Annotated in this window: 28 protein-coding genes and 1 pseudogene; 11 read left to right on the top strand and 18 right to left on the bottom strand. The window is 37.0% G+C overall.

The genetic code is table 11. From position 1 onward, the window contains the following. The 3 genes from F4V44_RS19605 to F4V44_RS19595 all read right to left on the bottom strand — a co-directional run. Positions 1-282, bottom strand: a 282-nt coding sequence (locus tag F4V44_RS19605) for a DUF421 domain-containing protein (protein WP_150441709.1), incomplete at its 3' end; no start/stop codon positions are given. 13 nt (positions 283-295) lie between these two features. Then, entirely contained in the window at positions 296-502 is a 207-nt protein-coding gene (locus F4V44_RS19600) for a DUF1657 domain-containing protein (protein WP_150441708.1), read from the bottom strand. Between the two features lie 104 nt (positions 503-606). After that, positions 607-810 (bottom strand): DUF1657 domain-containing protein, encoded by a 204-nt coding sequence (locus tag F4V44_RS19595; RefSeq protein WP_150441707.1) that lies wholly within the window; start codon positions 808-810, stop codon positions 607-609. A 490-nt stretch (positions 811-1,300) separates the two neighbouring features. Here F4V44_RS19595 and F4V44_RS28440 point away from each other — a divergent pair, with 490 nt between their 5' ends. Both F4V44_RS28440 and F4V44_RS19585 read left to right on the top strand, forming a co-directional pair. After that, a complete protein-coding gene (locus F4V44_RS28440; protein ID WP_150441706.1) occupies positions 1,301-1,543 on the top strand; it encodes an MGDG synthase family glycosyltransferase in 243 nt (80 codons plus the stop codon). Positions 1,544-1,709: 166 nt separating this feature from the next. Further along, positions 1,710-2,054: a glycosyltransferase family protein gene (locus F4V44_RS19585; RefSeq protein ID WP_150441705.1), complete on the top strand. Its 345-nt coding sequence runs from the start codon at positions 1,710-1,712 to the stop codon at positions 2,052-2,054. 258 nt (positions 2,055-2,312) lie between these two features. On the opposite strand, the gene tnpB is transcribed toward F4V44_RS19585, so the two are convergent. Further along, complete coding sequence (tnpB, locus tag F4V44_RS19580; protein ID WP_150441704.1) at positions 2,313-3,476, bottom strand: IS200/IS605 family element RNA-guided endonuclease TnpB; 1,164 nt, start codon at positions 3,474-3,476, stop codon at positions 2,313-2,315. On the opposite strand from tnpB, the gene F4V44_RS19575 reads away from it, so the two are divergent. Next, positions 3,397-3,573, top strand: a complete 177-nt coding sequence (locus tag F4V44_RS19575; RefSeq protein ID WP_223881978.1) for a hypothetical protein — start codon at positions 3,397-3,399, stop codon at positions 3,571-3,573. The genes tnpB and F4V44_RS19575 overlap by 80 nt on opposite strands. Positions 3,574-3,687: 114 nt before the next feature. Here F4V44_RS19575 and F4V44_RS27970 read toward each other — a convergent pair whose 3' ends face one another. The 4 genes and pseudogenes from F4V44_RS27970 to F4V44_RS19560 form a co-directional block, all read right to left on the bottom strand. Then, the gene (locus tag F4V44_RS27970; protein WP_223881975.1) at positions 3,688-3,930 is read right to left on the bottom strand and encodes a hypothetical protein; all 243 of its coding nucleotides are present in this window, start codon (positions 3,928-3,930) and stop codon (positions 3,688-3,690) included. 306 nt (positions 3,931-4,236) lie between these two features. Further along, positions 4,237-4,437 (bottom strand): DUF7669 domain-containing protein, encoded by a 201-nt coding sequence (locus F4V44_RS28495; protein ID WP_449866994.1) that lies wholly within the window; start codon positions 4,435-4,437, stop codon positions 4,237-4,239. Between the two features lie 160 nt (positions 4,438-4,597). Further along, positions 4,598-5,155: an HD domain-containing protein gene (locus F4V44_RS19565; protein ID WP_150441702.1), complete on the bottom strand. Its 558-nt coding sequence runs from the start codon at positions 5,153-5,155 to the stop codon at positions 4,598-4,600. A 152-nt stretch (positions 5,156-5,307) separates the two neighbouring features. Further along, a pseudogene (locus F4V44_RS19560) lies at positions 5,308-5,568 on the bottom strand (EAL domain-containing protein); the annotation flags it as partial. 393 nt (positions 5,569-5,961) lie between these two features. Here F4V44_RS19560 and F4V44_RS19555 point away from each other — a divergent pair. Next, positions 5,962-6,258 (top strand): hypothetical protein, encoded by a 297-nt coding sequence (locus F4V44_RS19555; protein WP_150441700.1) that lies wholly within the window; start codon positions 5,962-5,964, stop codon positions 6,256-6,258. A 167-nt stretch (positions 6,259-6,425) separates the two neighbouring features. Here F4V44_RS19555 and F4V44_RS19550 read toward each other — a convergent pair whose 3' ends face one another. Further along, positions 6,426-7,265 (bottom strand): bacteriochlorophyll 4-vinyl reductase, encoded by an 840-nt coding sequence (locus tag F4V44_RS19550; RefSeq protein ID WP_150441699.1) that lies wholly within the window; start codon positions 7,263-7,265, stop codon positions 6,426-6,428. A gap of 399 nt (positions 7,266-7,664) precedes the next feature. Here F4V44_RS19550 and F4V44_RS19545 point away from each other — a divergent pair, with 399 nt between their 5' ends. The 6 genes from F4V44_RS19545 to F4V44_RS19520 all read left to right on the top strand — a co-directional run bounded on the left by F4V44_RS19545 (position 7,665) and on the right by F4V44_RS19520 (position 14,391). Then, the gene (locus tag F4V44_RS19545; protein ID WP_150441698.1) at positions 7,665-8,141 is read left to right on the top strand and encodes a hypothetical protein; all 477 of its coding nucleotides are present in this window, start codon (positions 7,665-7,667) and stop codon (positions 8,139-8,141) included. Between the two features lie 442 nt (positions 8,142-8,583). Then, positions 8,584-9,222 carry a PAQR family membrane homeostasis protein TrhA gene (trhA, locus tag F4V44_RS19540; RefSeq protein ID WP_150441697.1) on the top strand — a complete coding sequence of 213 codons (639 nt, stop codon included), beginning with the start codon at positions 8,584-8,586 and terminating at the stop codon, positions 9,220-9,222. Positions 9,223-9,377: 155 nt separating this feature from the next. Next, the gene (locus tag F4V44_RS19535; protein WP_150441696.1) at positions 9,378-10,307 is read left to right on the top strand and encodes an ABC transporter ATP-binding protein; all 930 of its coding nucleotides are present in this window, start codon (positions 9,378-9,380) and stop codon (positions 10,305-10,307) included. A gap of 6 nt (positions 10,308-10,313) precedes the next feature. Then, positions 10,314-11,426: an ABC transporter permease gene (locus F4V44_RS19530; protein ID WP_223881974.1), complete on the top strand. Its 1,113-nt coding sequence runs from the start codon at positions 10,314-10,316 to the stop codon at positions 11,424-11,426. 210 nt (positions 11,427-11,636) lie between these two features. After that, the gene (locus F4V44_RS19525) at positions 11,637-12,473 is read left to right on the top strand and encodes an RMD1 family protein (protein WP_150441695.1); all 837 of its coding nucleotides are present in this window, start codon (positions 11,637-11,639) and stop codon (positions 12,471-12,473) included. A gap of 679 nt (positions 12,474-13,152) precedes the next feature. Further along, on the top strand, positions 13,153-14,391 hold the full coding sequence (locus F4V44_RS19520; RefSeq protein ID WP_150441694.1) for a saccharopine dehydrogenase family protein: 1,239 nt from the start codon (positions 13,153-13,155) through the stop codon (positions 14,389-14,391). A 72-nt stretch (positions 14,392-14,463) separates the two neighbouring features. On the opposite strand, the gene F4V44_RS19515 is transcribed toward F4V44_RS19520, so the two are convergent. From F4V44_RS19515 to F4V44_RS19485, 7 genes are all read right to left on the bottom strand, one after another. Beyond that, the gene (locus F4V44_RS19515) at positions 14,464-15,204 is read right to left on the bottom strand and encodes a TerC family protein (protein ID WP_150441693.1); all 741 of its coding nucleotides are present in this window, start codon (positions 15,202-15,204) and stop codon (positions 14,464-14,466) included. Between the two features lie 197 nt (positions 15,205-15,401). After that, entirely contained in the window at positions 15,402-16,247 is an 846-nt protein-coding gene (locus tag F4V44_RS19510) for a DUF1259 domain-containing protein (RefSeq protein ID WP_150441717.1), read from the bottom strand. Between the two features lie 474 nt (positions 16,248-16,721). Then, a complete protein-coding gene (locus F4V44_RS19505; RefSeq protein ID WP_150441692.1) occupies positions 16,722-18,242 on the bottom strand; it encodes a malate:quinone oxidoreductase in 1,521 nt (506 codons plus the stop codon). 536 nt (positions 18,243-18,778) lie between these two features. Then, complete coding sequence (locus F4V44_RS19500) at positions 18,779-19,411, bottom strand: metallophosphoesterase (protein WP_150441691.1); 633 nt, start codon at positions 19,409-19,411, stop codon at positions 18,779-18,781. Between the two features lie 229 nt (positions 19,412-19,640). Beyond that, complete coding sequence (locus tag F4V44_RS19495) at positions 19,641-21,482, bottom strand: ABC transporter ATP-binding protein (protein ID WP_150441690.1); 1,842 nt, start codon at positions 21,480-21,482, stop codon at positions 19,641-19,643. Next, positions 21,475-23,217, bottom strand: coding sequence for an ABC transporter ATP-binding protein (locus tag F4V44_RS19490; RefSeq protein WP_150441689.1), 1,743 nt, complete (start codon positions 23,215-23,217; stop codon positions 21,475-21,477). Before F4V44_RS19490 ends, F4V44_RS19495 begins: the two co-directional genes overlap by 8 nt. A 16-nt stretch (positions 23,218-23,233) precedes the next feature. Then, the gene (locus F4V44_RS19485) at positions 23,234-23,695 is read right to left on the bottom strand and encodes a PadR family transcriptional regulator (RefSeq protein WP_150441688.1); all 462 of its coding nucleotides are present in this window, start codon (positions 23,693-23,695) and stop codon (positions 23,234-23,236) included. Between the two features lie 141 nt (positions 23,696-23,836). Here F4V44_RS19485 and F4V44_RS19480 point away from each other — a divergent pair, with 141 nt between their 5' ends. Beyond that, on the top strand, positions 23,837-24,523 hold the full coding sequence (locus F4V44_RS19480) for a Dph6-related ATP pyrophosphatase (RefSeq protein WP_223881973.1): 687 nt from the start codon (positions 23,837-23,839) through the stop codon (positions 24,521-24,523). 55 nt (positions 24,524-24,578) lie between these two features. Here the strand turns inward: F4V44_RS19480 and F4V44_RS19475 are convergent, their stop codons facing one another. After that, positions 24,579-25,580 (bottom strand): 3-hydroxybutyryl-CoA dehydrogenase, encoded by a 1,002-nt coding sequence (locus F4V44_RS19475; protein WP_150441686.1) that lies wholly within the window; start codon positions 25,578-25,580, stop codon positions 24,579-24,581. Beyond that, on the bottom strand, positions 25,567-26,667 hold the full coding sequence (locus F4V44_RS19470) for an NAD/NADP-dependent octopine/nopaline dehydrogenase family protein (RefSeq protein ID WP_150441685.1): 1,101 nt from the start codon (positions 26,665-26,667) through the stop codon (positions 25,567-25,569). Before F4V44_RS19470 ends, F4V44_RS19475 begins: the two co-directional genes overlap by 14 nt. Positions 26,668-26,682: the final 15 nt, after the last annotated feature.

Below are 26,682 nucleotides of genomic sequence, written 5' to 3'. Positions count from 1 at the left end.
TTTAGTTCCTTCAACTAACTTTCTGAACTTTTGGCTTTTTAATGCAGAGTAGTCGACTAATAAAGTAATAACAGCAAAAATCACAATCGCAAGTATTCCATGACCGATGTTTCTTTCCAAACCCATGATAACCTCACCGGCAATACTACCAATCGTAATCCCTGAGACATATTCAAAAAAGCTGATTTCAGATATTTGTTTTTTCCCTAGAAGTCTTGTCATAAAGATTAACACAACAATAAAAATGACAGAACGAATAATAATATGTGCCCACTCAGACATGGTTTCACCCCGATTACGATTGTTTATATTGTGGTTCTTCTCGTTCTATTTCAACCTGCCTCTTGTGAAGATCTTTTTGCACTTCTTCTATTGTTAGCATCGATTCATGAAAGACTTTTTGTGCACTTTCATCTTGAGATTGTAAAGCGAGAGTGGATAATTGAGCTTCAATTCCTTTTAGTGTGGCGATACATTGCTTTACGTTTGAAATAACAGTCATTTTTTCATCATCCTTGTATACTGGTTAAATTATAAATTCTAATTTATGATTTACTTTACATGCAAAATAAACCGATTAACACAATGTAATCGGTTTAAATATCATTATTGATTATATTGTGGTTCTTCCTGTTGAATTTGTTGCATACGTGGCTCAATACTATCAATAATGGCTTGCGTTTGTTTAGCAGCATCTGCATATAACTGTTTTGCTTCTTGGTTATCTGTGCCTAAGGAAAAAGTCTCTAGGCTTGCTTGAGCGCTTTTTAGTCCAGCAATGGTTTGTTTCACTTGTGTAATTACGGTCATGTTATATTCCCACTTTCTTTAAAGATTCAAATACAAACATATTTTTTACTTTGTGCTTAAAAGTATGTATGAATTAATATAACTTATTCGAAGTATTTCTATTGGAGTGAAGCTTTTTATTTTGGAAAGGATAAACATAATTACAATATTAGGATCGATATAAAATGAAACTCAATTCTGATTGTCATCCAATAGGACGGTATAGGTTCTAATCTGGTGGGTAGTAGTCTATTCCGATTCCTCCTCGTGAATGTTAGAATATTTTCTAAACCAACTACACCATTTCCAAAGAAGAAAAATAGTTATTATATAACACAATATGACTAAGATGAACTTCAAAAAATGTTCTATCCAAGTAAAAACCATCTGCCAATGATTACCGAACACATAACCGATACTGATTAATATGGATACCCATAAGACTGACCCTGTATAGGCATATAAAACAAAGGTCCGAAATGGAACTTGAATAATCCCCGCAAAGTAGCTATTGAACTGTCTAACACCTGGTAAGAAGAAACTCTACAAAAATATCAAGGAAAATAAGCGTTATCGGATATATGAATCGTTATTTTTGTCTTTTATAAAGAAGCTTTTAGAAGAAAAACAACCAGATTTAATTATTTGTATCCATGCTTTACCTACTTATATGCTTAATTATATGAAAAAGAGAAATGATATAAAGATTCCAGTAATCAATGTGTATACGGATTATTTTATACATCGTTTTTAGGGATTAGACCATATAGACTTTCATTTTGTCCCAGCCTATCAAATGAAGGAATATTTAACACATAGAGGAATTGGCAATAAGAAAAATTTCATTAAAGGAATACCTATCCATTCAAATATAAAAAACAGTTACAACTACCAGAGTATAAAAAAAGTAAGTATTTTCGGTGTTAATTTCAGGTGGAAATCTGGGGGTTGGGGGAATAGAAGAATTACTCAAAAATCTTGGATCTACGAATTCTCTTCAACCTATCCAATTTTATGTACTATGTGGGGAAAATATAAAATTATATGAAAAGCTAAAAAGGCTACAAAATCATTATGTGGTTCCTTATCCTTATATCAGCTGTAGAAAGAAAATGAATGATCTTTATGATCAAATCGATGCGATTTTAACAAAACCTAGGGGAGTAACAATCAGTGAAAGTCTTCTTAAGCGTAAGCCTATTCTAATCCTTCACAATTTTTTAGGTGTTATTAAAAAAAATGGCCCAATTATTGAACAAAACTAAATACAATTATTAAACTAGACTTTACCGTTAGTTCAATAACTTCAACAAAAAAATCTTTAATCCTTTTTTAGAACAACAAGAAAAAACGCATTCCAGATTCGGAATCCGTTCTGTATAAATTACTATACTAACTCTAACCAAGCAACAGCTTCCCAATGACTTGTGTGTGGAAACTTGAACTACTCACCCCTTATCGACCTTGCAGTCTGATTGAAGGGGGAGATTCCTAAGAACACCAGCCTATCGGCTAGTTATTGATTAGGCGATCCCCGTCGCACCAACGGTTAGAAGTCTTATGGCTTCATTTTTAAGATTTAAGCTTGCATTAATATCTCGGTCATGATAGGTATGACATTTAGGACACTCCCATTCACGCAAACCAAGATTTTTAACGTCTTTATTTTGGTAGCCACAGCAAGAACAAAGCTGACTAGATGGAAAGTTTTTTGCCACCGTGACCACTTGTTTTCCATACCATTTCGCTTTGTATTCAATCATCGTTTTGAACTGTGACCATGATACTTCACTGATGGCTTTAGCGAGGTTGTGATTTTTCAGCATATTACTCACTGACAAATCTTCCATCCCGATGATGTCGTGGTTTTTGACCATCTCAGTGGAAATTTTGTGTAAGTAATCATTTCTTGCGTTTGCGATTTTCTCGTGTAGACGTGCTACTTTGATTTTTGCTTTGTACCAATTCGCACCGCCGATTGTTCGTCTACTCATCCTTCGTTGTGCTTTTGCTAACTTCTCTTCCCACGTGCGAAAAAACTTCGGATTAGAGTAATTCGTTCCATCGGAAAGGATAGCGAAGTCTTTCAATCCAACGTCAATTCCAACAGCCAAATGGTTTTTTGAGCATTCATTCACTTCCACTTCTGTTCCGATGGAAATGAAGTATTTGCCTGATGGGTTACGCCTAATAGTAGCATTCAGTATCTTTCCCTCGACTTCACGACTTTTCGCAAAGCGAACAAGACCCAGTTTAGGTAACTTAATATAGCGCCCGTTCACAGCCATATTTCCATTCGTATACTTAGTCGTATAGGATTGAACAGGATTCTTTTTAGACTTGAAACGTGGATACTTATTTTGTTTTTTGTAGTAACGGTCATAAGAATCGGCTAAATTTTCAACAGATTTTTGCAAAGCGATGCTATCCACTTCTTTCAAAAAGGAATACTTCCTTTTTAGTTCTGGAATAGCTTTGACTGTTTCGTATTTGTTCAGACACTCGCCTTTCCAGTTGTTCCTAGGAAGCTGACCGTTTTGAACCATCTCTTCAACGATGTACCAGTAAGTATCTTTGTTCCTCTGTTTACCTAAAAAGAAATTAAAAATGAATCTTGCAGAACCGATCGTCTTGTTAATGAGTTCAATGGCTAGAAAAAAATTTACTACATCATTAGACGAAAACATTATTCAACAACTTAAAATTCAAGCTGTTAAAGAAGGTACAGACGCAAGCAAAATTCTTGAAAAGTTAATCGAGGAATACCTCAAAAAACAAGCTTAGGCTAACGCCTACCTACATTCATCTCCCACTTACTCACTGGGCTCCACCCTTCTCGTTCCTTGAAGTGGGAGTCTTCTGTCGGAAATCCGATAAATCCTCCAAAATTATTAAAATTCAATTAAGAGCTTGATTAATTCCTTGCTCAACCCACTGACTCATCGTCATATTCTCTTGTTCAGCTAATTGTTTGATCTCATCCAACATCTTGATTGGCGGTTCTAAATTCGTTTTACGATAAGCACTTCGAACAATAAATAACCCCTCGGCAACCTCAATCGTTCCCTCTTTTATAAAAGGAATAAGCTGGTCTAGTTTAAATGGAACTGAATGACGGAGAGATATTTCCCCTGCCTTCATTGAAATATATACACCTTGCTCCTGTTCTCGAATCCCTACGTTTTCAATTCCCCAAGATTCATATAAAAAATCAATAAACGGACATAAAATATCTTCACCTTTAGGAATCTGAATATTAACGTAGCCTTTATAATCTAGTGTATCTTTATGGATTTCTTAACATAGAAGAAACTCAGAATCAATTATATACTCTTCAAATTTTTATAAACTTGAAGGGTAATCTTATATGACTAGTTAAATCCTATGAATAGTAGTACGAAAAAGGAAGTGTGATTATATGTTCCAAAAGAAAAATCTAATGAGTAACTATTCTAAAATTTGTTTTTCTTCCCATGTCCATTTTCCATCTGTTGACGAGTCATATAGTCTATATTTCCCTTTGCCTTCAAGATAATAAAGGTCTTGTTGGTCTGAAGGATAATGCTTTCGTGAAGTATGATTCACACAATCTTGGATTAGTTGGCAACCAACTATGTTTCGATTAATGTCAGGATATTCTTTGATAATTTGATTATATATGCTTACTTTCCAATATTATGACTTTTTCCAGTCTACCTGTTTGCAGATTTTCTCCTTTTCTAATGTCTAACTTATATAGCCCCATTAAAATTCTCCTATCTAAAAATATAATCAGTATATTTTTTATATTTCATTATCAGGTCAACAATTAATACGGCACGTCCATTGAACCAAATACCTTTATTACCTCTTTCTTTAGCTCTAGTATCAACTTAAATTCATTCTGATGAATCATTAATTCTCTGACCATACTGGCATAATACCAGTGCTGCTCTGTTTTCCCCCGTTTAAAACGATCCCAAACGGCCTCTCCTATTGTATCCAAATCAAAATGTATCGTTAGTAGATTATGTAATTTATCTGCAGTGATAACTTGAATTTCTTCTAACGCAGCATCTTTTAGGCTGTCAATTGTATGTTTCTTCCGCTCTTCCCAAGACAGACTTTTATCCTGTTCAGATGCTGCTAGGACTAAATTGGCCACGCGTATTCCAAAGTGTTCTTTTAACTGTTCATAAGTCGCAGCTGTATCCTCCAGTGTATCGTGCAGAATTCCCGCAGCAATAACCTGCTCTGAACAATTTTCTTTCTGCAAAAGCATACCCACAGAAAAAGGATGTGTAATATAAGGAATATCAGAAGATTTGCGAGTCTGGCCCATATGTGCTTTTGCTGCAAATATAATAGCTTGATCAATTAGATTCATTTTCATAGCCTCCTAAAAAAAGTCAGTTGAAGTCAGCATACTAGATTATAGGTAAAACTCTCCACTTCTTCGTAGAGGGTTTTTGAGCTTTTAGTGTGTGCTTTGCTTCCTTTTGAAATGGATAAAGAACATGAATCAAAGGAAACATTCCCCTACATATATGTTTCTTCAAATTCTTCAACAGGACAAGGTTTGCCAAAATAAAACCCTTGTACATGGTGACAGTCGTGTTGCTGTAGGAATGAAAGTTCTGTTTCCGTTTCAACCCCTTCTGCAATGACTTCCATTTTGAGATGTTGAGCCATTTTAATCATAGCCGTTGTAATACCGGCATGCTCCGATTGGTTGGAGATATTTCGAATAAATGACCGGTCTATTTTTACACCATCCAATTGAAAGGATTTAAGGTAGTTAAAGGAGGAATATCTTTACTTTCGTAATATGTATTAATACGAGAATTTTAGGAATATTTTCTCATTTTTTTAATGATATTTCCACTATTTAGTTTCTTCTTACACGGCACCTTACACTTAGCCCCAACTACTGGATAAGAGTAATTAAATCCATTTATTTTTTCCGTACATAACCATTCTTGTATATTCAACAACAAACCCTAATATCCCATTTCTTTAGATACTAGATTTTCAGTTGTTTTATCAGTTGAACTAGATAGGAAGCGATTTTTAGTGAATATTGACGAGAGAAAAAATAACAGAAAGAAAAGGACATCGTACGTAAATGTTGAATTATTAAGCCATGGGAATAAGAACCCCTAATATTCTTTTCGGAAAGGTAGTGATGAAAGAATGATATTTCTTATTCTGCGCCGTCGAAAGGTTCCTGTTCTAGACCCCATCAGCAAAGGAGCTGGAACATTAACACCAGTCCGGAAAGCTGTTTCTTCAATGAAGATTCTAACGATGATGAAAACAATGGAAAAAGAAGTGAGGGCGTTTAAAAATCAGGCTTTACAAAGCATTTTTATATCCCAGGAAGGCGTTAATCTAACTGGTTGGATCCGAATACAAATGGAGGAAACGAAGAGAAAAATTGTCTTTTTCTCCCCTGCCGCATTACGATTTGTAGGTCCAGGTGATTCTTAAGAAAAAAATGATGGAAAGGAGTGATGACTAAAATCAAAATAGTTAAAGACTCATAAAATAAACTTAATAAAATATTAATTCGAATATAAGCAGCAGCCGCTTGCTGCATGAAAAGGAAAAGCGCTTCTAGGTACCGGAAGCGCTTTTTGCGTGCAAAATACTTATGATTATTTTGATTCACTCGGTAAAATCTCTTCTTCAACTTCTGTGAATTCTGCATCGATAATATCAGGCATTTCTTTTTTGATTTCATTTAAATCCTTTTCATAATCCTGAGGTGTATATTCAAGAGATTCGTACAAAGTACTGCTTAAGCGTGCACCCATCTTTTTCATTGTTGCATAGGTGATACTTCCAGAGACAGCACCGCCTAGAATAGGAACAACCTTTGATATTCCCTTAGCGAACGTGTCCTTTGAAAGTTTCATCCCGATTTGGGCAGCGATTTTCCGAATAATAGCGGAAGAAATGGTCTTAGACAATGAACGCTGCGTCAGTTTCCTAAACAACTTCTCGGATAATTTAGTTGTCAGCATTTTAAGAGCCGCTGCGGAGCCGCCGACACCAAACATAACCCCTAGGAATAAAATTAATTCTCCTCTTACACGTTCCATATCTAATTCATTTTCTTCCCATATATCCTTATATCCATATAAATAGGCTAACTCCTGCGCTAATCGTAATACAACTCCGAAAAATTGGAGCGTATCGGCAGGAATGGTTGCAGCCATCGCAAAGCCTCCTGGTAAGCCAGCTGCAAATGATGCACTGGAGCTTTGAAAGGTTCGCTTTTCGATGAGGGATTTGGCCACTCGATTGATTTTTTCCGGGCTTATTCCGGCCTCAATAGGTCCTTTTGTTAAGACCATATTCAATGTTTCGGTATCGTATTTATCCGCGAAGGTTTGGGTTAAAAATTCTTTACGGTCCACTTTAACCCCTGGTATTTTTAAAGCATTTGATACGATAAGCTCTACAGCGCGCGATGTTCCTTTCTTATTAGCCATGCTATTTTACCCCCTCGTTTGTTAACTATTTTAAATGAAAGTTGCTCTTAAATATGTAATTTCAGCATTTTGTCAGTAAATAAACAAATTTAGTTTACCTTCTCATTATTCATTTAGTATATCTCCCCTATCTCATTATTTTACCATATTGAATCTGACGGGGAATGTTGCGTCGTTCCTCTTTAATGCTTACTCTATTTAACATTTCCAATTTCCCTGAATCCATCGTTGATAGCTAACACTTACACTCTATGAAGTACAGCCTTTTTTGGTTAGCTTCATATAATTGGGAAATATTTAATACAAAATTATCAGAAAAATCATATATTTTAGAAGGAATAGTTGCCTACAATAGCAAATATATATAGTATAAACAATTTTTAAAAGGGGCTTGAAAACATGTCTATACCACGTTCAACTATGAAAAATTCGGATCCATTCATTATGACTCAGATTCAGGTAAATCAAGCAATTGCAGCTTTTTTCGAAAAGAAAGGATGTACTGTAAAATTTGCAAGAAATGGAACTGATGTCGATCTCATTGCCGAATTAAAGTCTTGCAGATTTTTAATTGAATCACGTGGAAATCAAGCAGTTAATCAAATGGGAACAGATCGAATATTCGATAGTTCTCAAATAGGTATCCATTTAGCCGAACAGCTTGAACAAATTATGAGATTTCAACAGCAATATAATTATTCTAATACTCTATTTTACATCTTAGGAAATCCTGATATCCCAAGATTAAGATACCGTGTTGGAAAAATAAGTAAAGGTCTGGATAAATTAGGTATTATTCAAGCATGGGTACAGCCAAATGGAAAAGTAAGCTTGGAAGGCGAGAAATCCATTCTACTAAATAACTTATTACAATAAAGGGAAAAGTACTGCTTGATGTGAGCAGTACTTTTTAACGAAAAAATGATTAAGATAAATATCCTTTCATGCCACTAATAGCTAACCACAAGAAACGTTTCACACATAATTAAATATTCTGTCTGCCTTCACTTCAAGACAGTCCTCTTCTATACCTTGAAATAAGCCTCTCACGACTAAAGTCGCAAGTTTCTAACGATCCTATGGACCAAAAAAACTCGACTGTTTGACTTGAAGCTAGTCACAAGTGTGCGGGCGTAGTTCATCAAATCCCTCATCTATTACAAATGTCACTACAAAAGATTGTTAGAAAGGAATATAATAAAAGCTCTTTAAGCTTGTAAAAATATAATGGTTTACATGTTTGACTTTATTGCGAGCTGAATATTGTTTTTTTATCTCTCTATTTTCTACAAATGGAGAAAACAGGAGGTCATTCTTAATGGCAAATACACATGTCTTCTCAAAGGAAGAAGAAATATCTAATTCCATTACCCATGGGATTGGTATAATTCTAAGCATTGCTGCACTAGTTTTATTAATTGTGTTTGCCTCCCTTTATGGTAATGCCTGGCATGTTGTCAGTTTTACTTTATTTGGAGTAACGATGCTTTTGCTTTATACATCATCAACGTTATTACATGCTTTGCCTCCTGGAAGGGCGAAGGACTTTTTCGAAATTATGGATCATACTTCCATTTATTTTTTTATTGCCGGAACCTATACGCCGTTTTTATTCCTTGCTGTGGATAATTGGGTTGGATGGACATTGTTTGGTATCGTATGGGGACTAGCTATCGGCGGTACGGTTTTTAAATCTTTTTTCGTCAAAAAATTCCTTTTCACCTCTACTCTTCTTTATGTATTCATGGGTTGGTTAATCGTATTTGTGTGGAAAGATTTAGCGACAAATCTTCACCCTTCCGGTTTAGTCTTATTAATCATCGGTGGTTTATGTTACACCATCGGCGCTATTTTCTATATGTGGAAGCTATTTAAACACCACCACGCTGTTTGGCATCTATTCGTTCTCGGTGGTACAGTCTGTCATTTCTTTGCCGTTCTTTATCTACTCCCTTAAAAAAGAAACAGGTATCCTACTAAGGACGCCTGTTTTTTCTCTTTTTATCATCCTCTCTTCACAACTTGAAAGTTTATGAGGATTATTGTGAAACTTTTCTGAATAGTATAGCGTATTAGGTTATGTTGCAATTGCCAGGAAAGTGAGGGGAAAGGATGACAATTTTAGAAGTAATGAATCTAAAAAAATCATTTGGATCAGTCCGGGCTGTGGAGGATGTCAGCTTTTCTGTAAAAGCAGGCGAAATATTCACAATCATTGGTCCTAACGGAGCCGGAAAAACGACATCTCTTGAAATGATTGAAGGATTAGTTCCACCAGATGCAGGTGAAATTCGCTTTGGAGAATTAAATTGGAATCAAGATGCGAATAAAATTAAAAAAATGATTGGAGTCCAGCCTCAATCGAGTGCCTTGTTTGATTTATTAACTCCTGAAGAAAATCTTAACCTTTTTGCGACCTTTTACGACGATGCCCGTTCAACCGAGGAAATCTTGGAGTTGATTAACTTGAATGATCACCGCCGGCAGCAAGTGAAAAAACTTTCTGGCGGACAGCGTCAACGCCTTGCGATTGGACTCGCAATGATTAGCGATCCTGATATTATTTTCTTGGATGAACCGACCACCGGGCTTGATCCACAAGCACGACGTAATATTTGGGACATCATTCTCCAGCTGAAAGAATTAGGTAAAACAACTATCCTAACGACCCATTATATGGAAGAGGCTGAGCAATTAAGTGACCGTGTCTGCATTATTGATCAAGGAAAAATTGTCACCATTGATTCTCCAGCTTCCCTTATCGAACAGTTAACAAAAGAAAGAGCTGTCCGATTATCCTTCCTAGACGGCCCCGAAGCAGCGAAAGAAGTGCTTCGTTTCATGGAAACCCTTGATTCCGTTGTTCGCAGTGAAATAGATGGAACTTCTTTAACACTATGGACTGCACACCCCGAGGATACATTATATACATTATTTGGTTTTACAAAAGAAAAGAATTATCAAGTAGAACAAGTCTCCATTCGTGAAATGAGTTTAGAGGATGTATTTATTGAATTTACTGGAAAAGAATGGAGGGATTAGCCTCGTATGAAGCAATTCAAGCACATGTTCTTAGCTCAATTGAAAATGACATTACGGGAAAAGCAGGCGTGGTTTTGGGGGATTTTCTTCCCTGTTATCTTAATGGTCATTTTTATGACTATTTTTGGCGGCAATTCTGACGACGAATTCTCTGCAAAAGTGGCCATTGTAGATGAAAATCCAAATCCAACCTCTGATATGCTGTTGAGTCAAATTAAACAAATTCCTGTGCTTAAAATGGAAGCTAATGGGCCTGTTAGCCGTAATAAAGCAGAAGGAATGGTCAAAGATCAAGAAATCGATGCGGCTATTGTTCTTCCTGAATCAACAGAAGCCACATCCATCCTGCTAGTTCTCAATAAGGAAGATGAACAAGGTGTCACAGCTCAGGCTCTATCAGGTATGCTGAATGATTTTGTACAACGGGCTAATCTATCTGCTGCTGGCGCTACTCCTACCTTTAACTTACAATTTGAGTCCATCACTTCTGCTGATCAAGAATTAAACTACACAGATTTTCTGCTTACAGGGATGATTGCCCTATCAATTGCCCAGGCCGGTATGTTTGGCATGGTTGATTTAGTGGATATGAATCGTAAAGGGTTAATAAAAAGATTACGAATGACCCCTGCTAACATGAATATCTTTGGCTTTAGTGATATGGTTATGCGATTACTATTCAGCATTGTTCAAATCATCTTATTATCATTCATCGGTGTATTTGTATTTGGTGCAAAGCTATATATCAATTTTCCCAGCCTCCTGGTCGTTTTCATCTTAGGAGCACTGTCCTTTAATGCGCTTGGTTATTTCTTTTCCTCATTCAGCAAAACAACAGAGGCCTATATGGGAATTGCCAATATTGTTAGTTTCTTAATGATGTTTTTAAGCGGCATTTTCATTCCAGTTGAAGCAATTCCTGACTGGATACAACCGCTATCGAATGTCCTGCCACTCACTTATTTTGTTGAAGGACTCAGAGATAGTATGGTGTATTCTACCAGTATATTTTCAAGTTCACTTTGGATTGGTATCGGTATTCTAGTTATTTGGGGAATTGTGATGTTTATTTTAGGCTCCCTCCTATATAAAAGAAAATCGATTGTGGCTACAAGATAATTTTATCCCCTAACAGACATCGTCCTTTTTGGAAGGTGTCTGTTTTTTTGAAGTTATTTTCCAACAAGGATTGTCCCTTCTTTTAAAAACAATTTACAATTTCCCTATAATTCTAACTTTTTTGCATGTTAAAATAATATATAGATATTATTCTTTCAAAACATATGAAAATTATTACAAAAACAACATCTCGATGAAAAGAGTGAAACAATGAAAGAAATGACATTTAAAGCATTTTCCATTACAAATGAAATTGACTTGAATAAGATTGCGATTCAATGCGGAATCCCTAAAAAGTTCACATGGGAAGAGCCTCTTATTCTGAAAGGTACTGTATTAACATCAATCCTTAAACGAGAGGTCAAAGATTCGCAGTATGTTCTTGTTTTCTCCTTTGGCAGTGTGGTATTTATTAACCATACTCATGAAGAGGAGATTAATATTTTATTTCAATATATTAAATCCTTTGAGCCGGAAGTGAACCTTACACTTGCCTATACCTATACAGACGATTATAGTTTGCAAACGGGAAAGACAGAAGAAATTGAACTGACCGATGAATATGTTGTCATTCCTGAGTATGATACATTTTATCCGGAAATTATCTCTACTGTGCTGGCTAAATCTGTTGCACTCGAAAAAACGGAAGTACATCTTGGGAAAATTAATGACCAGCTTGAAATCCTGATAGACCGACTTGAAAAAGGAAAAATGAGGATTGGTAATAAGAGATTAGCCAAGATGACAGCAGAAATTGTCCGTCATGAATACAACACCCATGCGTATATCATGATTTTGGATAAGCCTGACATTACTTGGACAAGCAATACAGCTAATGAGTTCTACGATAAAATGTCAGAGTTTTTCGAACTTAATGACCGCTATACGATTTTAAAAAGCAAAACGGAGACTCTATATAACATCATGGACGGATTTTCAAACATCAGCCACTCTATCCGCGGACTTTTTGTTGAATGGGTAATCGTCATATTAATTTTGATTGAAATATTAATGACGGTTTCTGAATATATTGGATGGCTGCCATAATTACTGTACCAATTTAGTTGAGACATACTGTCCAAGTAAAAAAGTTTTATAAGTTGTAAATTTTCTATTGCTATTTTTTAAATTGATTGTTATTATAAAAATCGTGATTTGGAAAGCTGCTATTTGAGTATATCGGGATCTTTCCAAGCAGATAATTTTGACCACCTCCTTCGGGAAGTTAAGGCAACGGTGCGCCGGGTCAAACGCCGATTGGCAACTTTAGTTGCCTTATTGATTGAGTTAAAAGCTCAAATTTTATAAGTTGGTTACTTTATAACCAGTGCATCTGCACATCAACTTGTGAAACGGTCAATAAGAGTGGTAAAAGTAATTATTTGCTATATAGACTCTGATCCTATGATGATATATTCGAATATTAAAGAGCTTTCTGCTAAAACGTCCAATGACTTTTTGCAGGTGTATATTTATGTCACTAATATTCATAACTATACATACTTTTTAATATAGAACATATCAAAAGCAAGTGAAATGCACGATGAGGCGTTTGCACTTGCTTTTTTTCGTGAAAAAGGGAATGATCGTTGAGGAGTTCGAACCAACAATTTGATCGAGTTCGCTCAATCAAAATCCAGATGCAAATTCGACGGCGAGTTTAATCTAGCATTCAATCGTCCTCCTCTTTGCACTTCAAAAATCTATTATGTTGGGAGATAGGAAAATGGGAAAAGCACTTATTATTGGTTGTGGCGGAGTCGCATCTGTGGCTATCCACAAATGCGTACAAAACAGTGAGGTTTTTGAAGAAATTTGCATTGCAAGCCGTACAAAGTCAAAATGTGATGCATTAAAAGAGAAATTAGATGGCGGCAAAACAAAAATTACTACTGCCCAAGTGGATGCTGACAATGTGGACGAACTGATTGCATTAATTGAAGAAGTAAAACCAGATATCGTCATGAACCTTGCCCTTCCATATCAAGATTTAACAATCATGGATGCCTGCTTAGCAACAAAAACAAATTATTTAGATACAGCTAACTATGAGCCTGAAGATACAGCAAAATTTGAATACAAATGGCAATGGGAATACAAGGAGCGTTTTGAAAAAGCTGGTATTACAGCACTTTTAGGCAGCGGCTTTGACCCAGGTGTAACAGGTGTATTCTCTGCTTACGCATTAAAGCATTACTTTGATGAAATTGAAACCATCGATATTCTAGACTGTAATGGCGGCGACCATGGCTATCCGTTTGCGACAAACTTTAATCCTGAAATCAATATCCGTGAAGTATCTGCAAACGGAAGATATTGGGAAAATGGTGAATGGATTGAAACAAAACCAATGGAAATCAAACGTGTCTACAACTTTGATGAAGTTGGCGAGAAGGATATGTACTTACTGTACCACGAAGAGCTTGAATCCCTTGCGAAAAACATCCCTGGACTTAAGCGTATCCGTTTCTTTATGACATTTGGCGAAAGTTATTTAACACACCTAAAATGTCTTGAAAACGTTGGAATGACTTCTATCGAACCAATTGAATTCGAAGGCAAACAAATCATTCCACTTCAGTTCTTGAAAGCTGTATTACCAGATCCGGCTACACTAGGACCTCGTACGAAGGGTAAAACTAATATTGGCTGTATCTTCAAAGGAAAAAAAGACGGCGTAGAAAAAACGTACTATGTATACAATGTTTGTGACCATGAAGAATGCTACCGTGAAGTTGGTTCTCAAGCAGTATCTTATACAACAGGTGTTCCAGCGATGATTGGTGCCATGATGATGCTGACTGGTAAATGGAATAAACCTGGCGTATTCAACATTGAAGAATTTGATCCAGATCCATTCATGGAAGCTCTAAACAAATGGGGATTACCATGGAAGGAAGACTTCAGCCCAGTAATGGTTGATTCAGAACCAGTTAAAGAAAAAGAATCAGAGTTTGTTAGATAATTTAATACAAAAGTTACTAAGGGGGATATTATGTCCCCCTTTTTGTTAATCATTTTCTTTTGAAGAATGATGTTATTTATCTTCCCTGTTTTTATCCTTTGAAAAAAACCACCCTCCTAGAGCAATCAGCAGCATGACAGACCAAAAAATACTCTTCCAAATAGGACCTTCAACAAACTCATGAGAAATAAATTGTACAGATGGATGTGCCATTGTATGCATCAGTAATTTTACTCCTACCCACCCTACTATAATCATAGCAGCTGTTTCAAGACTTGGTCTTTGAACCAGGAGTTTAACAAAGAAATTAGCAGCATAACGTATGACAATTAATCCTGCAATCGCACCTAACAGAATAACAATAAATTGAGCTCCATCCATACCGCCAACTTTGCTGAATGTAGTTTTCGGAAGGGCGATGACCAATGCTACGGCTGCTAGAATAGAATCAATGGCAAAAGCCATGTCTGCTAACGCAATTTGCACAACTGTCATACGGTAGCCTGTCTGTTTTTTCTTCTTTTCTTTCTTCCCTTTTTTGATTAGATGTTTGATTGAAATAAAAATGAGATAACCGGCTCCAAGCGCTTGTATCTGCCAAACATGGTAAAGAAATGAGATGATAAAAATAGCACCAATCCTAAATACAAAAGCCATCAATAAACCCAAATTAATGGCTTTTTTTTGCTCATCTTTTGGCAAGTGTTTCGAGATAATGGCTAAGACTAATGCATTATCAGCGGATAACAGACCTTCTAAGAGGATTAAGATTAGCAAGACCCAACTGTATTCCAGTAATAGTGAAAGTTCCATAACCTCCCCCTTCCCTTTTATATACGCATTATTTTTTTGATTCATGATCATTTCATTGGGAAGTTTTGTTTTCCTAAACAAAAAGGGCTCTCAGAAAGTTTGGTTATTACCGACCTCTTGAGAACCGTTCGTTTATTGGAAATATGAATGATTATTCTAATTTTGGAAAGAGTTTCTATTTAGATTCCTAAAGTTATTTAATTTTTTAGAACCTTTAAGGATTCTTCTACATCCTTTGCAAATTTAACCGGATGATCAATTTTAACAAAATGAATATACATGAGTCGTGGATCCTCAAAAAGCCAATGGTTGTGAAATGCGGTGATAAGAATGTCCCGCTCGCGAAGTTTACTAGCTAAAGGATTAAATTCCTCTTGCAAGAGAACAGATTCTCCGCTGCATAAGGCTCTTCCATCAGGAGTAAGTGATTCGAAATTAAACATTTGAGGCACGGCTAAGAATGATCTGCTTGGTCTTCCCAAAATACGAGGATTAAGCTCCAGTCGTGATTTCATCACCATGCAAACTCCGTCTTCAAATGTAAAACTTCCACCAAGAATTTGATTGAATTCTTCACAAAGCTCTTCTGCCCCACGATTACCATGCATCATTCCCATACCAAATCTACCCACATTTCGATTTATCAAGACCTTTAATGCTTCCTTCGTCTTCTTTGCAAACTCAAGTGGTTCATCAATAGACTCGAAATGGATATACATTAGACGCGGTTCATCAAATAACCAGTGGTTATGCAAGGCCGTGACTAGGATATCATTGTCTCTTAATACAGATATAAAAGGATTTACTTCTTCTTGGAGAATAACAGTCTCGCCCAAACATAGTGCTTTACCGCGACTATCAATGGATTCAAATGAAAAGGCCTGGGGAACAAACATAAAAGACTCTGCCCTTCGACCTAAAACAACTGGATGAATATTTGTCCGCGAACGAGTTGCTGTACATACGCCATTTATTACTGATGGTGTCGCATCTAAAATTTTAGCAAATTGCTCGCAAAGCTTACTTGGCTGCATTTCTTCCATATTATGATTATGCATTTCTCTAATCCCCCATCCTATAAAATGCTCCCTATTAAGCTATTCGACTGGATATCATATGGCAGGGCATTTTTATTATTTTAGGGAATTAAGAGGACCGCAGAGTTTGTCAATTTATTATGAAATACAGGATGGTCTCAAATCAATAAAACCAACTCACGAAATCGTTCCCTTTGCTGTTTTAAATAAGAAAAAGAAGAGGATAGGATCTCATGAAAATGTAATTGCGCACGAACGATACCAAACATTGACCACAAAAAAACTGTACCTTCAATAGTTAATGTGTCTAACCATTGGGGTACAGTTATTTCCATAAGATTCGTTTAATTATACTAAACCAGCAAAATTGATTACTAAGACACTAAAAACTACTACTAATCTACAAATTTTGCATTGAAAACGCAAACAAACTCGACTATATATAGCAAATTTCGCAAACATGAGATATAAAACCCTTTATTAGACCAATTCAAGTACTCTCTCTTGTTTTTCTTGTCTCTTATCAGCTAAGCTAAGTGACTGTGCTGTTAACGTATGAATTTCATCAATTAGTTCCGGGTTTTCCATTAATGATATCCCATAAGAAGGAATCATCTCTTTAATCTTCGGCTTCCATGCATTCATATGCTGAGGGAAGCATTGATTTAATACCTTAAGCATGACTGAAACTGCGGTAGAAGCTCCAGGAGAAGCTCCAAGTAATGCAGCGATTGAGCCATCAGCAGCGCTGACAACTTCAGTACCAAATTGCAGCGTTCCTTTTCCAGCTTCTGTATCTTTAATTACCTGTACACGTTGACCTGCTACAATTAAATCCCAATCCTCACTTTTAGCATTCGGGATAAATTCACGCAGCTCTTCCATACGCTGTTCTTTCGATAACATCACCTGCTGAATCAGATATTTTGTCAATGCCATTTCTTTTGCCCCTGCAGCCAGCATCGTTAAGACATTATCTGGTTTTACAGAGGTAATTAAATCCATCATAGAACCCGTTTTTAGGAACTTCGGTGAGAAGCCAGCAAATGGTCCAAATAGCAGTGATTTTTTATTATCAATAAACCTTGTGTCTAGATGCGGAACAGACATTGGCGGTGCACCCACCTTCGCTTTTCCGTATACTTTTGCATGATGCTGCTCAACAACTTCCGGATTATTACATACCATAAAAATTCCGCTTACAGGAAATCCTCCAATATGTTTCCCTTCAGGAATTCCAGATTTTTGAAGCAGATGAAGGCTTCCTCCACCACCGCCGATAAAGACAAACTTTGCTGTATGATGTTCGACCGTACCGTTATGAAGATTCTTCACTTTTAACTCCCAAGAACCGTCACTTGTTCGTTTAATGTTATCAACACTATGGTTGTAATTAATTTTGACATTTTTACTTTCTAAATGTTCAAACAACATACGGGTTAATGCCCCAAAGTTAACGTCTGTACCTGTGTCAATTTTAGTTGCTGCAATGGGTTCATCTGAAGGTCGATCTTCTAGCATAAGCGGAATCCATTTCTTCAATGTTTCTGGGTCATCAGAAAATTCCATTCCTTGGAATAATGGATTGTTTGACAGCGCTTCAAAACGTTTCTTTAAAAATGATACATTTTGCTCCCCTTGTACAAAACTCATATGAGGCAGCGGCATGATAAAATCTTTGGGATTACGTATCAGCTTGTTATTTACAAGATAGGACCAAAACTGCATAGATACCTGAAATTGTTCATTAATATTTATCGCTTTATTAATATCTATGGATCCGTCTGATTTTTCAACGGTGTAGTTAAGTTCGCATAATGCCGCATGGCCCGTTCCAGCATTATTCCATTCGTTAGAGCTTTCCTCTCCTGAGTTTGCTAGTTTTTCAAATACTTTAATTTCCCAGTCCGGTACTAATTCTTTCAGAAGTGATCCTAGAGTTGCACTCATAATTCCAGCACCAATTAAGATAACATCTGTTTTTGTTTGTCTGTTACTCATATTCTACCATCCCTAACCCTAAAGATTTACAGAAAATGTAAGCGCTCCCTACTAGAAAATGAAAGCAAGACAGGACGCGACTTAGTCACACATCATTTCTGAACCAAGTATTACCACATTATAGTCTTTCAGTATTGTTTAAATATTAGAATATTTTTTTACAAGTCTATTATATAGTAATACTAAGCTATTTAAAAGCTGATTGTTTCAGATAAAACAACAGTGGTGAAACATTTTCAGATTCATTTGAAATCTCTTTAATCTCTATTATAGCTTACTTCCGCTAAAATCATCTATTAATATGTCGAATTTATAAGAATTATCTATTTCTATAACATATACTCAGTTTCATTTATTACATTTTAACATATAAAAATATGGATTATTATAAAATTCATATTCTTATAGTGATAAACTATTACTAATGATGGAATCATTTGTAAAAAATAAGAAGAGTCATAGGAAGTTAGATCCTATGACTCTCTATAAATTGATTGAACTATACAACAGCCTGCCCTCTTTGTCCTCTACCGAACCTACTTAAAGTGTGAAATACGCAAATCTTTATACAGGTGCTTAGGGTTTGTTGATATAGAATAGCTGATGTGTTCTGTTAAGTTAACTAAAGTTAAGCGATAGTCATGTTTCGCCCCAGTATCAATCCCAAGCATTCCTGGGCCAACCCAAATTTCCCCAGGCTTTGCTCCCATTTTTTCGGTAGGAGTGTGCCCAAACACTACGAACTTAGAAAACGGGTAAGGGGTTTTCCAAAAGGGCTCCCGAATTTCTGTTAAATCTTTGAGAGTTTGCTTATGGAGAGCAATGCCTGGACGAATTCCAGCATGAACAAATAAAAAGTTTTCATGCTCAATATATAAGGGTAAGGATTCAATAAATTTAATCGTAGAGCGGAGCAAGGACTGCTTATTTTTATCCGCATTTTTTTTCTTCCTGTAAAAGTAATCTGTATTTCCTACAATTGCTTCGGCCCCTTTTTCAGTCAGTTCTATAATATATTCGATGGAGCTCCATGTAAATGGACGCCTATCAATAAAATCTCCGAGTAGAAATAACTTGTCCGATTTCGGATTATATTTAGCCATCTCTAAAAGAATTTTAACTCCTTCAACATGACCATGAATATCAGAAATGGCAAGAATTCGAGACATTTTTATACCCTCTACCTTTCCTCTTAGTTTATATAAAGTATGCTAAAAATACTGATTATGCGACATTTTTCGAATGTTTGAACACACATTTTGTCTGCCAAAATAAAAACCACCCACAAATATTGTTTTAACAACATTTGTGGGTGGTTTTACATTTCTTAATTAAACTAGACTTCCTCTCAAGAGATGTGATTAATTCAAACCCATAGACTAAGTAGATAAGTTTTTACTAATCAAGAAAACAATGATTCCTTTGCCTTTCTCTAAGATTAAACTGGCTCTCATACATACTGTAGTAAAATCCTTTATTCTTAAGCAGCTCTTGATGGGTACCTTTTTCAATGATTTCCCCATTCTGAATAACAAGAATCTGGTCAGCATTTTCTATCGTTTTCAGTCGATGGGCAATCACAAAGCTTGTTCGGCCCTCCATTAAATGATTGAGTCCTCGCTGAATTTCCATTTCCGTTCTAGTATCAATACTGGAGGTGGCTTCATCAAGAATGAGAAGGTCTGTATCAGCAAGAATAGCCCTTGCAATAGCGAGCAGCTGTCGTTGTCCCTGACTTAAATTCGAACCTCCGGAGGTAATAGACGTTTGGTATCCATTTGGCAAATGCTTAATAAAGTGATGGGCAGAAGCCATTTTTGCTGCCTCTATCACTTCTTCATCAGTCGCTTCGAGGCGTCCGTAGCGAATATTTTCCATAACGGTCCCGGAAAATAAAAAAGTATCCTGAAGCACGATGCCGATTTTTTTCCGTAAATCACTTATTTTATAATCGGTCATATTCCGGCCATCGATTATGATTTCACCAGAGGTTACATCATAAAACCTCATTAACAGATTAATAATGGTGGTTTTTCCAGAACCGGTTGGTCCAACTAAAGCAACCTTCTCTCCTGCCTTTACTTGAAAATCAATGTTTTTCAAGATTAGTTTTCCATTATTATAACTAAAGTCAACATGCGAAAAATCAACATCACCCTTTAAAGAATGGATAGAGATGGCATTGTTTTTATCCACGATATCCGGGGTTTCATCCATTACTTCAAATACCCGCTCAGCTCCCGCAATCGCCGATTGAAACATATTGAACAAACTTGAAAGCTGATTAATAGGGCGGAAAAACTGACGTGAGTACGTCACAAATGCAGCAATCACTCCAACAGTAGTCATTCCCTCTACCGCCATAACTGCACCTATTCCGATGAGCAAACCTAAGCCTAAGTTGTTGATAAAGTTATTCGTTGGACCGACAAATCCAGAAACCATATCAGCATTCATTGCAGAATATCGCAATTTCTCATTAATCTCTGAGAATTTCTGGTTCATTTTTTCTTCTTTACCAAAAAGGGTGACAACTTCGTTCCCTGAAATTGACTCTTCAACAAACCCGTTTAGCTGGCCAAGATCTCGCTGTCTTTTAATAAAATAACTGCTGCTATATTTTATTATTTTTTTTGTTGTAAAAATCATCACAGGAATCGTGAATAGAGCAGTAAGTGCCAGTATCCAGTTGAGTGAAAACATCGCAATCGTAACACCTGATGCCATTAAAATGGTTGAAAGAATTTGAATGACACTTTGACTCAGAGCGCTATTTAAACTGTCGATATCGTTTGTTACCCGGCTCATCAGGTCCCCGTGGGAATGCTTATCAAAAAACCTTAAAGAAAGTGTATGAAATTTATCATATACTTCTTGGCGAAGCTGGCGAATCGTATAAAGTGAGACCTTTACCATTGTAAATGACTGAAGCCATGTAAACAGTGCAGTAGCCGTATAAACGATGGCAAGCAACGTTAGAAATCGCAACGTCCCACCTATATCCTTTGGAATAATATAATGGTCAATGATGATACCGATTAAATAGGGTCCCGCAAGTCCTAACAAGGTTGAAATGATGACAAAGATAACCGAAGCGATGAGTGCACCCTTTTGATTTTCCATGTAACGCCAAATTCTAAGTAATGTTCCTTTCCGGTCTTTAGCTTTTTCTGCAGGCCCGCTCATGCCTCTAGGACCTCGGACTCGGCCAATAATATTTGGAGCAGCCTGTTTACTCATAGGAAATCACCTCCCTTCCTTTCTGTGTTTGATAGATATCACGATACAGTTCACTTTTTCTTAATAATTCTTCATGTGTTCCAATCGCATCAATTCTTCCATCCTCCATGACAAGAATTTTGTCAGCATCGATAATAGATGAAATTTTAGATGATATGATGAACACAGTTGTGTTAGGATACGATTGTTTTAAGGCATGCTGTACCGCTGATTCCGAAATCGCATCAATAGCTGAAGTGGAGTCATCAAGAATGAGGATACCTGGTTCTCGTATAAATGCACGCGCCATTGACAAACGTTGTTTTTGGCCACCGGACAAATTTGTAGCTCCCTGGGTAAGAGTGTGAGAGAATCTTTCCTCTAGTTTGTCAATAAACTCAATCGCAGCGGCTGATTGTGAGGCAATCTCCATATCGTCTCCGGTCGCATCGTCTTTCCCATACCGTAAATTTTCCTCGATACTGCCTGAAAATAATGTGACTTTTTGCGGGACAAAGCCAATGACTGAACGCAGATTTTGAATGGAATAGTTTTTTAAATTAATCCCGTCTATGAAAACCTCTCCTGAATCCGGATCATACAAGCGTGGAATCAGCTTAACTAACGTTGACTTTCCGCTTCCCGTCGGTCCTATAATCCCGATTGTCTCTCCAGGTTTAGCAGTAAAGGAAATATTCTTTAAAACATGTTCTCCATTTTTACTGTAGCTGAAATCCACATCACGGAATACAACATTGCCGAAGACTTTTTGCGGTGATACGGGATGATTCGTCTCTGTAATATCAATTTCAGTCTCTAGAACTTGTACAATCCGGTCTGCTGAAGGAAAGGATCGGGTAATTTGCATAAGAACATTGCTGCTGCTCATTAGACCATTCATCATAATGTTTAAATAATTAATAAAGGCCAGAATGACACCGACTTGCATAGTGCCTTCATTTACTTTAATGGCTCCAAACCAAATACCTGCCACAATCCCGATATTCACAACGAACATCATAAGCGGCATGAGCGTCAGAATGACCTGTTCAGCAGACATATTCCGTTGTGTTAATAGATAATTGAAGTGTTGAAATTGTTTCTTTTCATGCCCTTGGCGGTCAAACGCTTTGACTACCCGTATTCCCGCTAACGTTTCCTGCAATTTTGTATTGACCTGATCCATTGCTTTTTGCACGTAGGAAAAGAGTTCCCCAGTTTTTTTGGAAAAATAATAGATTAGTAGCATTAAAACGGGTATAGCTACAAGCAGTATAGGAAACAGCTCACGTGCAGTTGTCCAAACAATAATTACAGATCCAATAAATAAGAGCGGCCCGCGAACAAAGACACGTAATGTCATGATTAAGGATGATTGAATAGACGCAATATCATTGGTCACAATCGTAATTAATTTACCTGTGCCAAAAGAATCACTGTTTTGGTTGGAAAAACGTTCAATTTTTTTAAATAGATTCCTGCGGATATCCGTTGAAAAATGAACAGCTGCTTTTGCAGCATAAACAGAGCTCCCTGCTCCGCCAACTAATCCGACAATGGCGCTTAAAAGCATTAGAAGTCCCAATTTGATTACATAGGCATTATCATGATTAGTGATTCCCTCATCGATGATTTTTTGCATGAGTGTTGGCTGAAGTAAATCCATCATCACTTCCATGCACATGAGGATAGGCCCAAGAATAGCGAACCATTTATATGGCTTTAAATAGTGTAGTAATTTTTTCATGGAGTGCATGAAGTTTTCTCCTTATCTAGCTGAAATCTTTCTTTAAACGTTTAGTTGTTTCCTCAATGAATGTAATTAATTGATCCGTTCTTTCCGGTTCCGAACGAATAAGCCTAATGGTCCTTTTCAGCTCAAAATCCCATTGTTTAATTGCTTGTTTGATTTGATCAGCTTCTTTGGAATTCCTCCAAAACTGTCTCTCTTTCCATTCGAGCCAGAAATCTTTTTCTTCTTTTTCAGCAAATTCTTGTAAACGCTTCTCTCCATTTTCATTGAGATGATAGACCTTCTTATCTAAATCTTCTTGTAAAATAATCATCCCTTTATCAAGCAGTTCCTGAAGAGCCGGATAAATGGTACCTGCACTTGCATTATATAATCCCTCTGACCGTTTCTCTAACTTTTTCATTATTTGATAACCATGCATCGATTCCTCTTGAAGCAAGTGCAGAATGGCTAACTGAACAAACCCTCTCCTTTTTTTCATTCGATACCTCCTAGTCTAATATATCGTTTAATTTTAATCGATATATCAATTTGCAGCAATAATTTTAATTTGTTGGGGTAAGCAGTAAGCCAATAGATTATAATCATAGAAATGACATTCAATTTAAGGGAGATGATGGATGTGAAAGTAGGAAGGGATTGGAAGAATGGTGCTCTGGGACATACATTTATTGCTTCATTTAGCGGCGGAAAAGATAGTGTTCTGGCTTTATATAAAGCAATGAAGGTGGGTGAGGCCATTGGTTTGATTGTCATGATGGAGGAGGAAGGACAGAAATCGAGATCCCATGGAATGCCTCCTGAACTTATACATGCCCAAGCAAAATCTATTGGATTACCCGTATATACTGCACCTGCTAGTTGGTCAGAATATGAAAGAGTATTTATTACTCTATTAGAAAAGGCGAAAAGTCAAGGAGCAGAAGCACTGGTTACTGGTGACCTAGATATGCCTGAACATGGCAGTTGGAATGAAAAGGTCACGAAAAATGTTGGTTTAAAGCTAGGGATGCCTTTATGGGGGATGGATCATAGAGAAGCTGTCAAAGAGTTCATCAATCTAGGTTTTGTCACAATCATTGTAACTGTAAATTTATCATTAGGTATGAGAGTAGAGGATTTAGGGCGCACGTTAACGCATGAATACATAAAAGAACTTGAAGTGCGCGGAGTAGACCCGTGCGGTGAAGGCGGAGAGTTCCATACAACAGTGATAGACGGACCTATTTTTAAACAGCCAATACCCATTCGGAAATGTGAGATTATGAAGGACGGAGAATATGCGTTTTTACCTTTAGAACTAAATTAAACAGCGAAAACGAGGAAGAGGGACAAATTTGTCCCTCTATTAAAATTATATAAGATTATAGTAGGCTGTGTTTCTTTTCAGGACTGGTTAACAATCCCAGATGCTTCAGTAAATCAATAAATTTACGGAGGGTTTCTACCTGATATTCATCCATATTTTTTCCGTCAAAATCATAAAAGCCTTTACCCGCTCTCATCCCCGTTTCACCCTTTTTCATTTTTTCTTCTATAATTTGCGGAGGGCCAAAACGGTCTTCTTCGAAGGAATCTTTTAAATAATGACTAGCATGGTATAATGTTTCCGCGCCACCCCAGTCAATGAATTCCAATAATCCAAGGATAGCAAAGCGGAGACCAAAGCCGATTGTAGATGCCTTATCTATATCTTCAGCTGTTGCGACTCCCTCTTCCACCAGACGTGCGGCTTCATTCATAGCCAGTGCTTGGATTCTTGGTACAATAAAACCTGGTGACGGCGCACAAGTAACGGGTACTTTTCCAATCCCTTCAAGCAATGTCTTCATCTTTTGCAGAACTTCTGGACTTGTTTCATTTGCCGGACTTACTTCAACAAGCGGGATGAGGTAAGCAGGATTCAACCAATGAGTATTCATATATCGTTCTTTTCCTTCTATATATTGAGCCAAATCATTGGCAGAAAAAGAAGATGTGGTTGAAGCAATGATCGTATTTTCGGGCAAATGCGCACCAATCAATTCAAAAATAGATTTTTTCACATCTAAAATTTCCGGAACGGCTTCAAATAATACATCTGTCTGTTGTAACTTATGGATTCCGTCTTGAATCGAACAGAAGTCAATTGAACCTAATATATTGTCAACTGACGATTGGGATACCACATCCGTCATTACTAATATATCAAGTTGGTTTTTTATTTCAGCGAGTGCATCTTCTTTTAACTGAAGAAATGCTTCTCTGTTTCGATCTTTCATATCAATCAAAATGACGCGGTATCCTTGATAAGCAAAGGCAAGGGAGATTCCTCTCCCCATCCTTCCTGCTCCTACTACAGCAATCTGTGCGTTAGTTGGTTTCATACTGAATCACGCCTTTTTCAAGAATGGCTTTCACTTCTTCTAATGTTTTATCACCAAGCCCCATGCTTTCCATCGTTCTTCCTGTTTTACGCAAATCTTCGCCAATTACACTAGAAGCAATGGACAAAAGTCCTGATGCAACTGGGACTGGAATCTTCAGCCATTCGCCAAGTGATACAAGGAACGCAAGCCCTAAGGCCACATCTTCTCTCATATAGCGGTGGGTATATAGATTTAACGGCTCATGCCAGTCATGTCCATCCACGAGTTTCTCATGTGCTCCATTTCCATACATCCATTCTTCTCCATCTTGGTTATAATGATCCTCAAGAGGAAAATGGGGAGCGGTATAGCCCAATGCTTCCCGAATAGCTATTCGTTCGGCATCAAGAGCCCGGTGAACATTTCTTATCGCAGGCTGGGTACCTTCATTATGAATATCCCATCGATCAAAATGCTCAATTGGTCCAGCATTCATTAAAATTAAAGGAGGGTGAATAATCGGACCCGCGTTCATCAATGCACCGTCAAGGGCATCTTGAATTTCTTCAATCGCTGGATAGGCTTCTTTTAAAATCCGGAATGCATAGTCTGATTGATTACTAGGAAAAACCCCTGTTGGCAGCCTAGTCCCGCGCCCTGAAATGGATATGGTCTCTTCATCATGCTTTCTGGATAGATACGGAAGTGTTCCTGTTTCCGCAAATATGACATTGGCTTTACATCCTGCGTCACGAAGCTCCTTGGACATAAGATAACTGCCGAATGTTCCAGGCGGTAAATAAATGACTTGTCCATCTTCCAGAACCTCTGCCAGCTGTTTGGCTAGCGAAACTTGAGTTACTGCCGGCAAAGGAATCACAATCAGCTTGACTCCATGTACCGCTTCTTTCAAATCTGTAGTTGCTTTATATAATGAAACCGTACGTGTTCCCTGGAAATCTTTTACAATAATAGCTTGTTTCTCCAATACTTTATTAAAAGCTTCTTTATTTCTCCTCCACAAACGTACCTGATGACCCTTTTCCGTCAAATCGACTGCTGCTGCATATGCTCCATTTCCTCCGCCAAGAACTGCAATTTCCATTATTCCTACCTCCTA

This window comes from Niallia endozanthoxylica, from assembly GCF_008710145.1.
Taxonomy (GTDB): Bacteria; Bacillota; Bacilli; order Bacillales; family Cytobacillaceae; genus Bacillus_BD; species Bacillus_BD endozanthoxylica.
Note: the sequence above shows the minus strand (reverse complement) of the source record. Positions and strands in the feature narration are given on the sequence as shown.

Bases quoted from the DNA above. Each gene is read 5' to 3' on its own strand.
- F4V44_RS19545 (WP_150441698.1), top strand. From the start codon at position 7,665: ATGTCTATACCACGTTCAACTATGAAAAATTCGGATCCATTCATTATG.
- F4V44_RS19510 (WP_150441717.1), bottom strand. From the start codon at position 16,247: ATGGAAGAAATGCAGCCAAGTAAGCTTTGCGAGCAATTTGCTAAAATT.
- F4V44_RS19555 (WP_150441700.1), top strand. From the start codon at position 5,962: ATGATATTTCTTATTCTGCGCCGTCGAAAGGTTCCTGTTCTAGACCCC.
- F4V44_RS19525 (WP_150441695.1), top strand. From the start codon at position 11,637: ATGAAAGAAATGACATTTAAAGCATTTTCCATTACAAATGAAATTGAC.
- trhA (WP_150441697.1), top strand. From the start codon at position 8,584: ATGGCAAATACACATGTCTTCTCAAAGGAAGAAGAAATATCTAATTCC.
- F4V44_RS27970 (WP_223881975.1), bottom strand. From the start codon at position 3,930: ATGAAGGCAGGGGAAATATCTCTCCGTCATTCAGTTCCATTTAAACTA.
- F4V44_RS19495 (WP_150441690.1), bottom strand. From the start codon at position 21,482: ATGAGTAAACAGGCTGCTCCAAATATTATTGGCCGAGTCCGAGGTCCT.
- F4V44_RS19520 (WP_150441694.1), top strand. From the start codon at position 13,153: ATGGGAAAAGCACTTATTATTGGTTGTGGCGGAGTCGCATCTGTGGCT.
- F4V44_RS19490 (WP_150441689.1), bottom strand. From the start codon at position 23,217: ATGCACTCCATGAAAAAATTACTACACTATTTAAAGCCATATAAATGG.
- F4V44_RS19515 (WP_150441693.1), bottom strand. From the start codon at position 15,204: ATGGAACTTTCACTATTACTGGAATACAGTTGGGTCTTGCTAATCTTA.
- F4V44_RS19530 (WP_223881974.1), top strand. From the start codon at position 10,314: ATGAAGCAATTCAAGCACATGTTCTTAGCTCAATTGAAAATGACATTA.
- F4V44_RS19565 (WP_150441702.1), bottom strand. From the start codon at position 5,155: ATGAATCTAATTGATCAAGCTATTATATTTGCAGCAAAAGCACATATG.
- tnpB (WP_150441704.1), bottom strand. From the start codon at position 3,476: ATGTTTTCGTCTAATGATGTAGTAAATTTTTTTCTAGCCATTGAACTC.
- F4V44_RS19470 (WP_150441685.1), bottom strand. From the start codon at position 26,667: ATGGAAATTGCAGTTCTTGGCGGAGGAAATGGAGCATATGCAGCAGCA.
- F4V44_RS19575 (WP_223881978.1), top strand. From the start codon at position 3,397: ATGAATCTTGCAGAACCGATCGTCTTGTTAATGAGTTCAATGGCTAGA.
- F4V44_RS19535 (WP_150441696.1), top strand. From the start codon at position 9,378: ATGACAATTTTAGAAGTAATGAATCTAAAAAAATCATTTGGATCAGTC.
- F4V44_RS19485 (WP_150441688.1), bottom strand. From the start codon at position 23,695: ATGAAAAAAAGGAGAGGGTTTGTTCAGTTAGCCATTCTGCACTTGCTT.
- F4V44_RS19475 (WP_150441686.1), bottom strand. From the start codon at position 25,580: ATGAAACCAACTAACGCACAGATTGCTGTAGTAGGAGCAGGAAGGATG.
- F4V44_RS19505 (WP_150441692.1), bottom strand. From the start codon at position 18,242: ATGAGTAACAGACAAACAAAAACAGATGTTATCTTAATTGGTGCTGGA.
- F4V44_RS19550 (WP_150441699.1), bottom strand. From the start codon at position 7,265: ATGGCTAATAAGAAAGGAACATCGCGCGCTGTAGAGCTTATCGTATCA.
- F4V44_RS19595 (WP_150441707.1), bottom strand. From the start codon at position 810: ATGACCGTAATTACACAAGTGAAACAAACCATTGCTGGACTAAAAAGC.
- F4V44_RS19500 (WP_150441691.1), bottom strand. From the start codon at position 19,411: ATGTCTCGAATTCTTGCCATTTCTGATATTCATGGTCATGTTGAAGGA.
- F4V44_RS19600 (WP_150441708.1), bottom strand. From the start codon at position 502: ATGACTGTTATTTCAAACGTAAAGCAATGTATCGCCACACTAAAAGGA.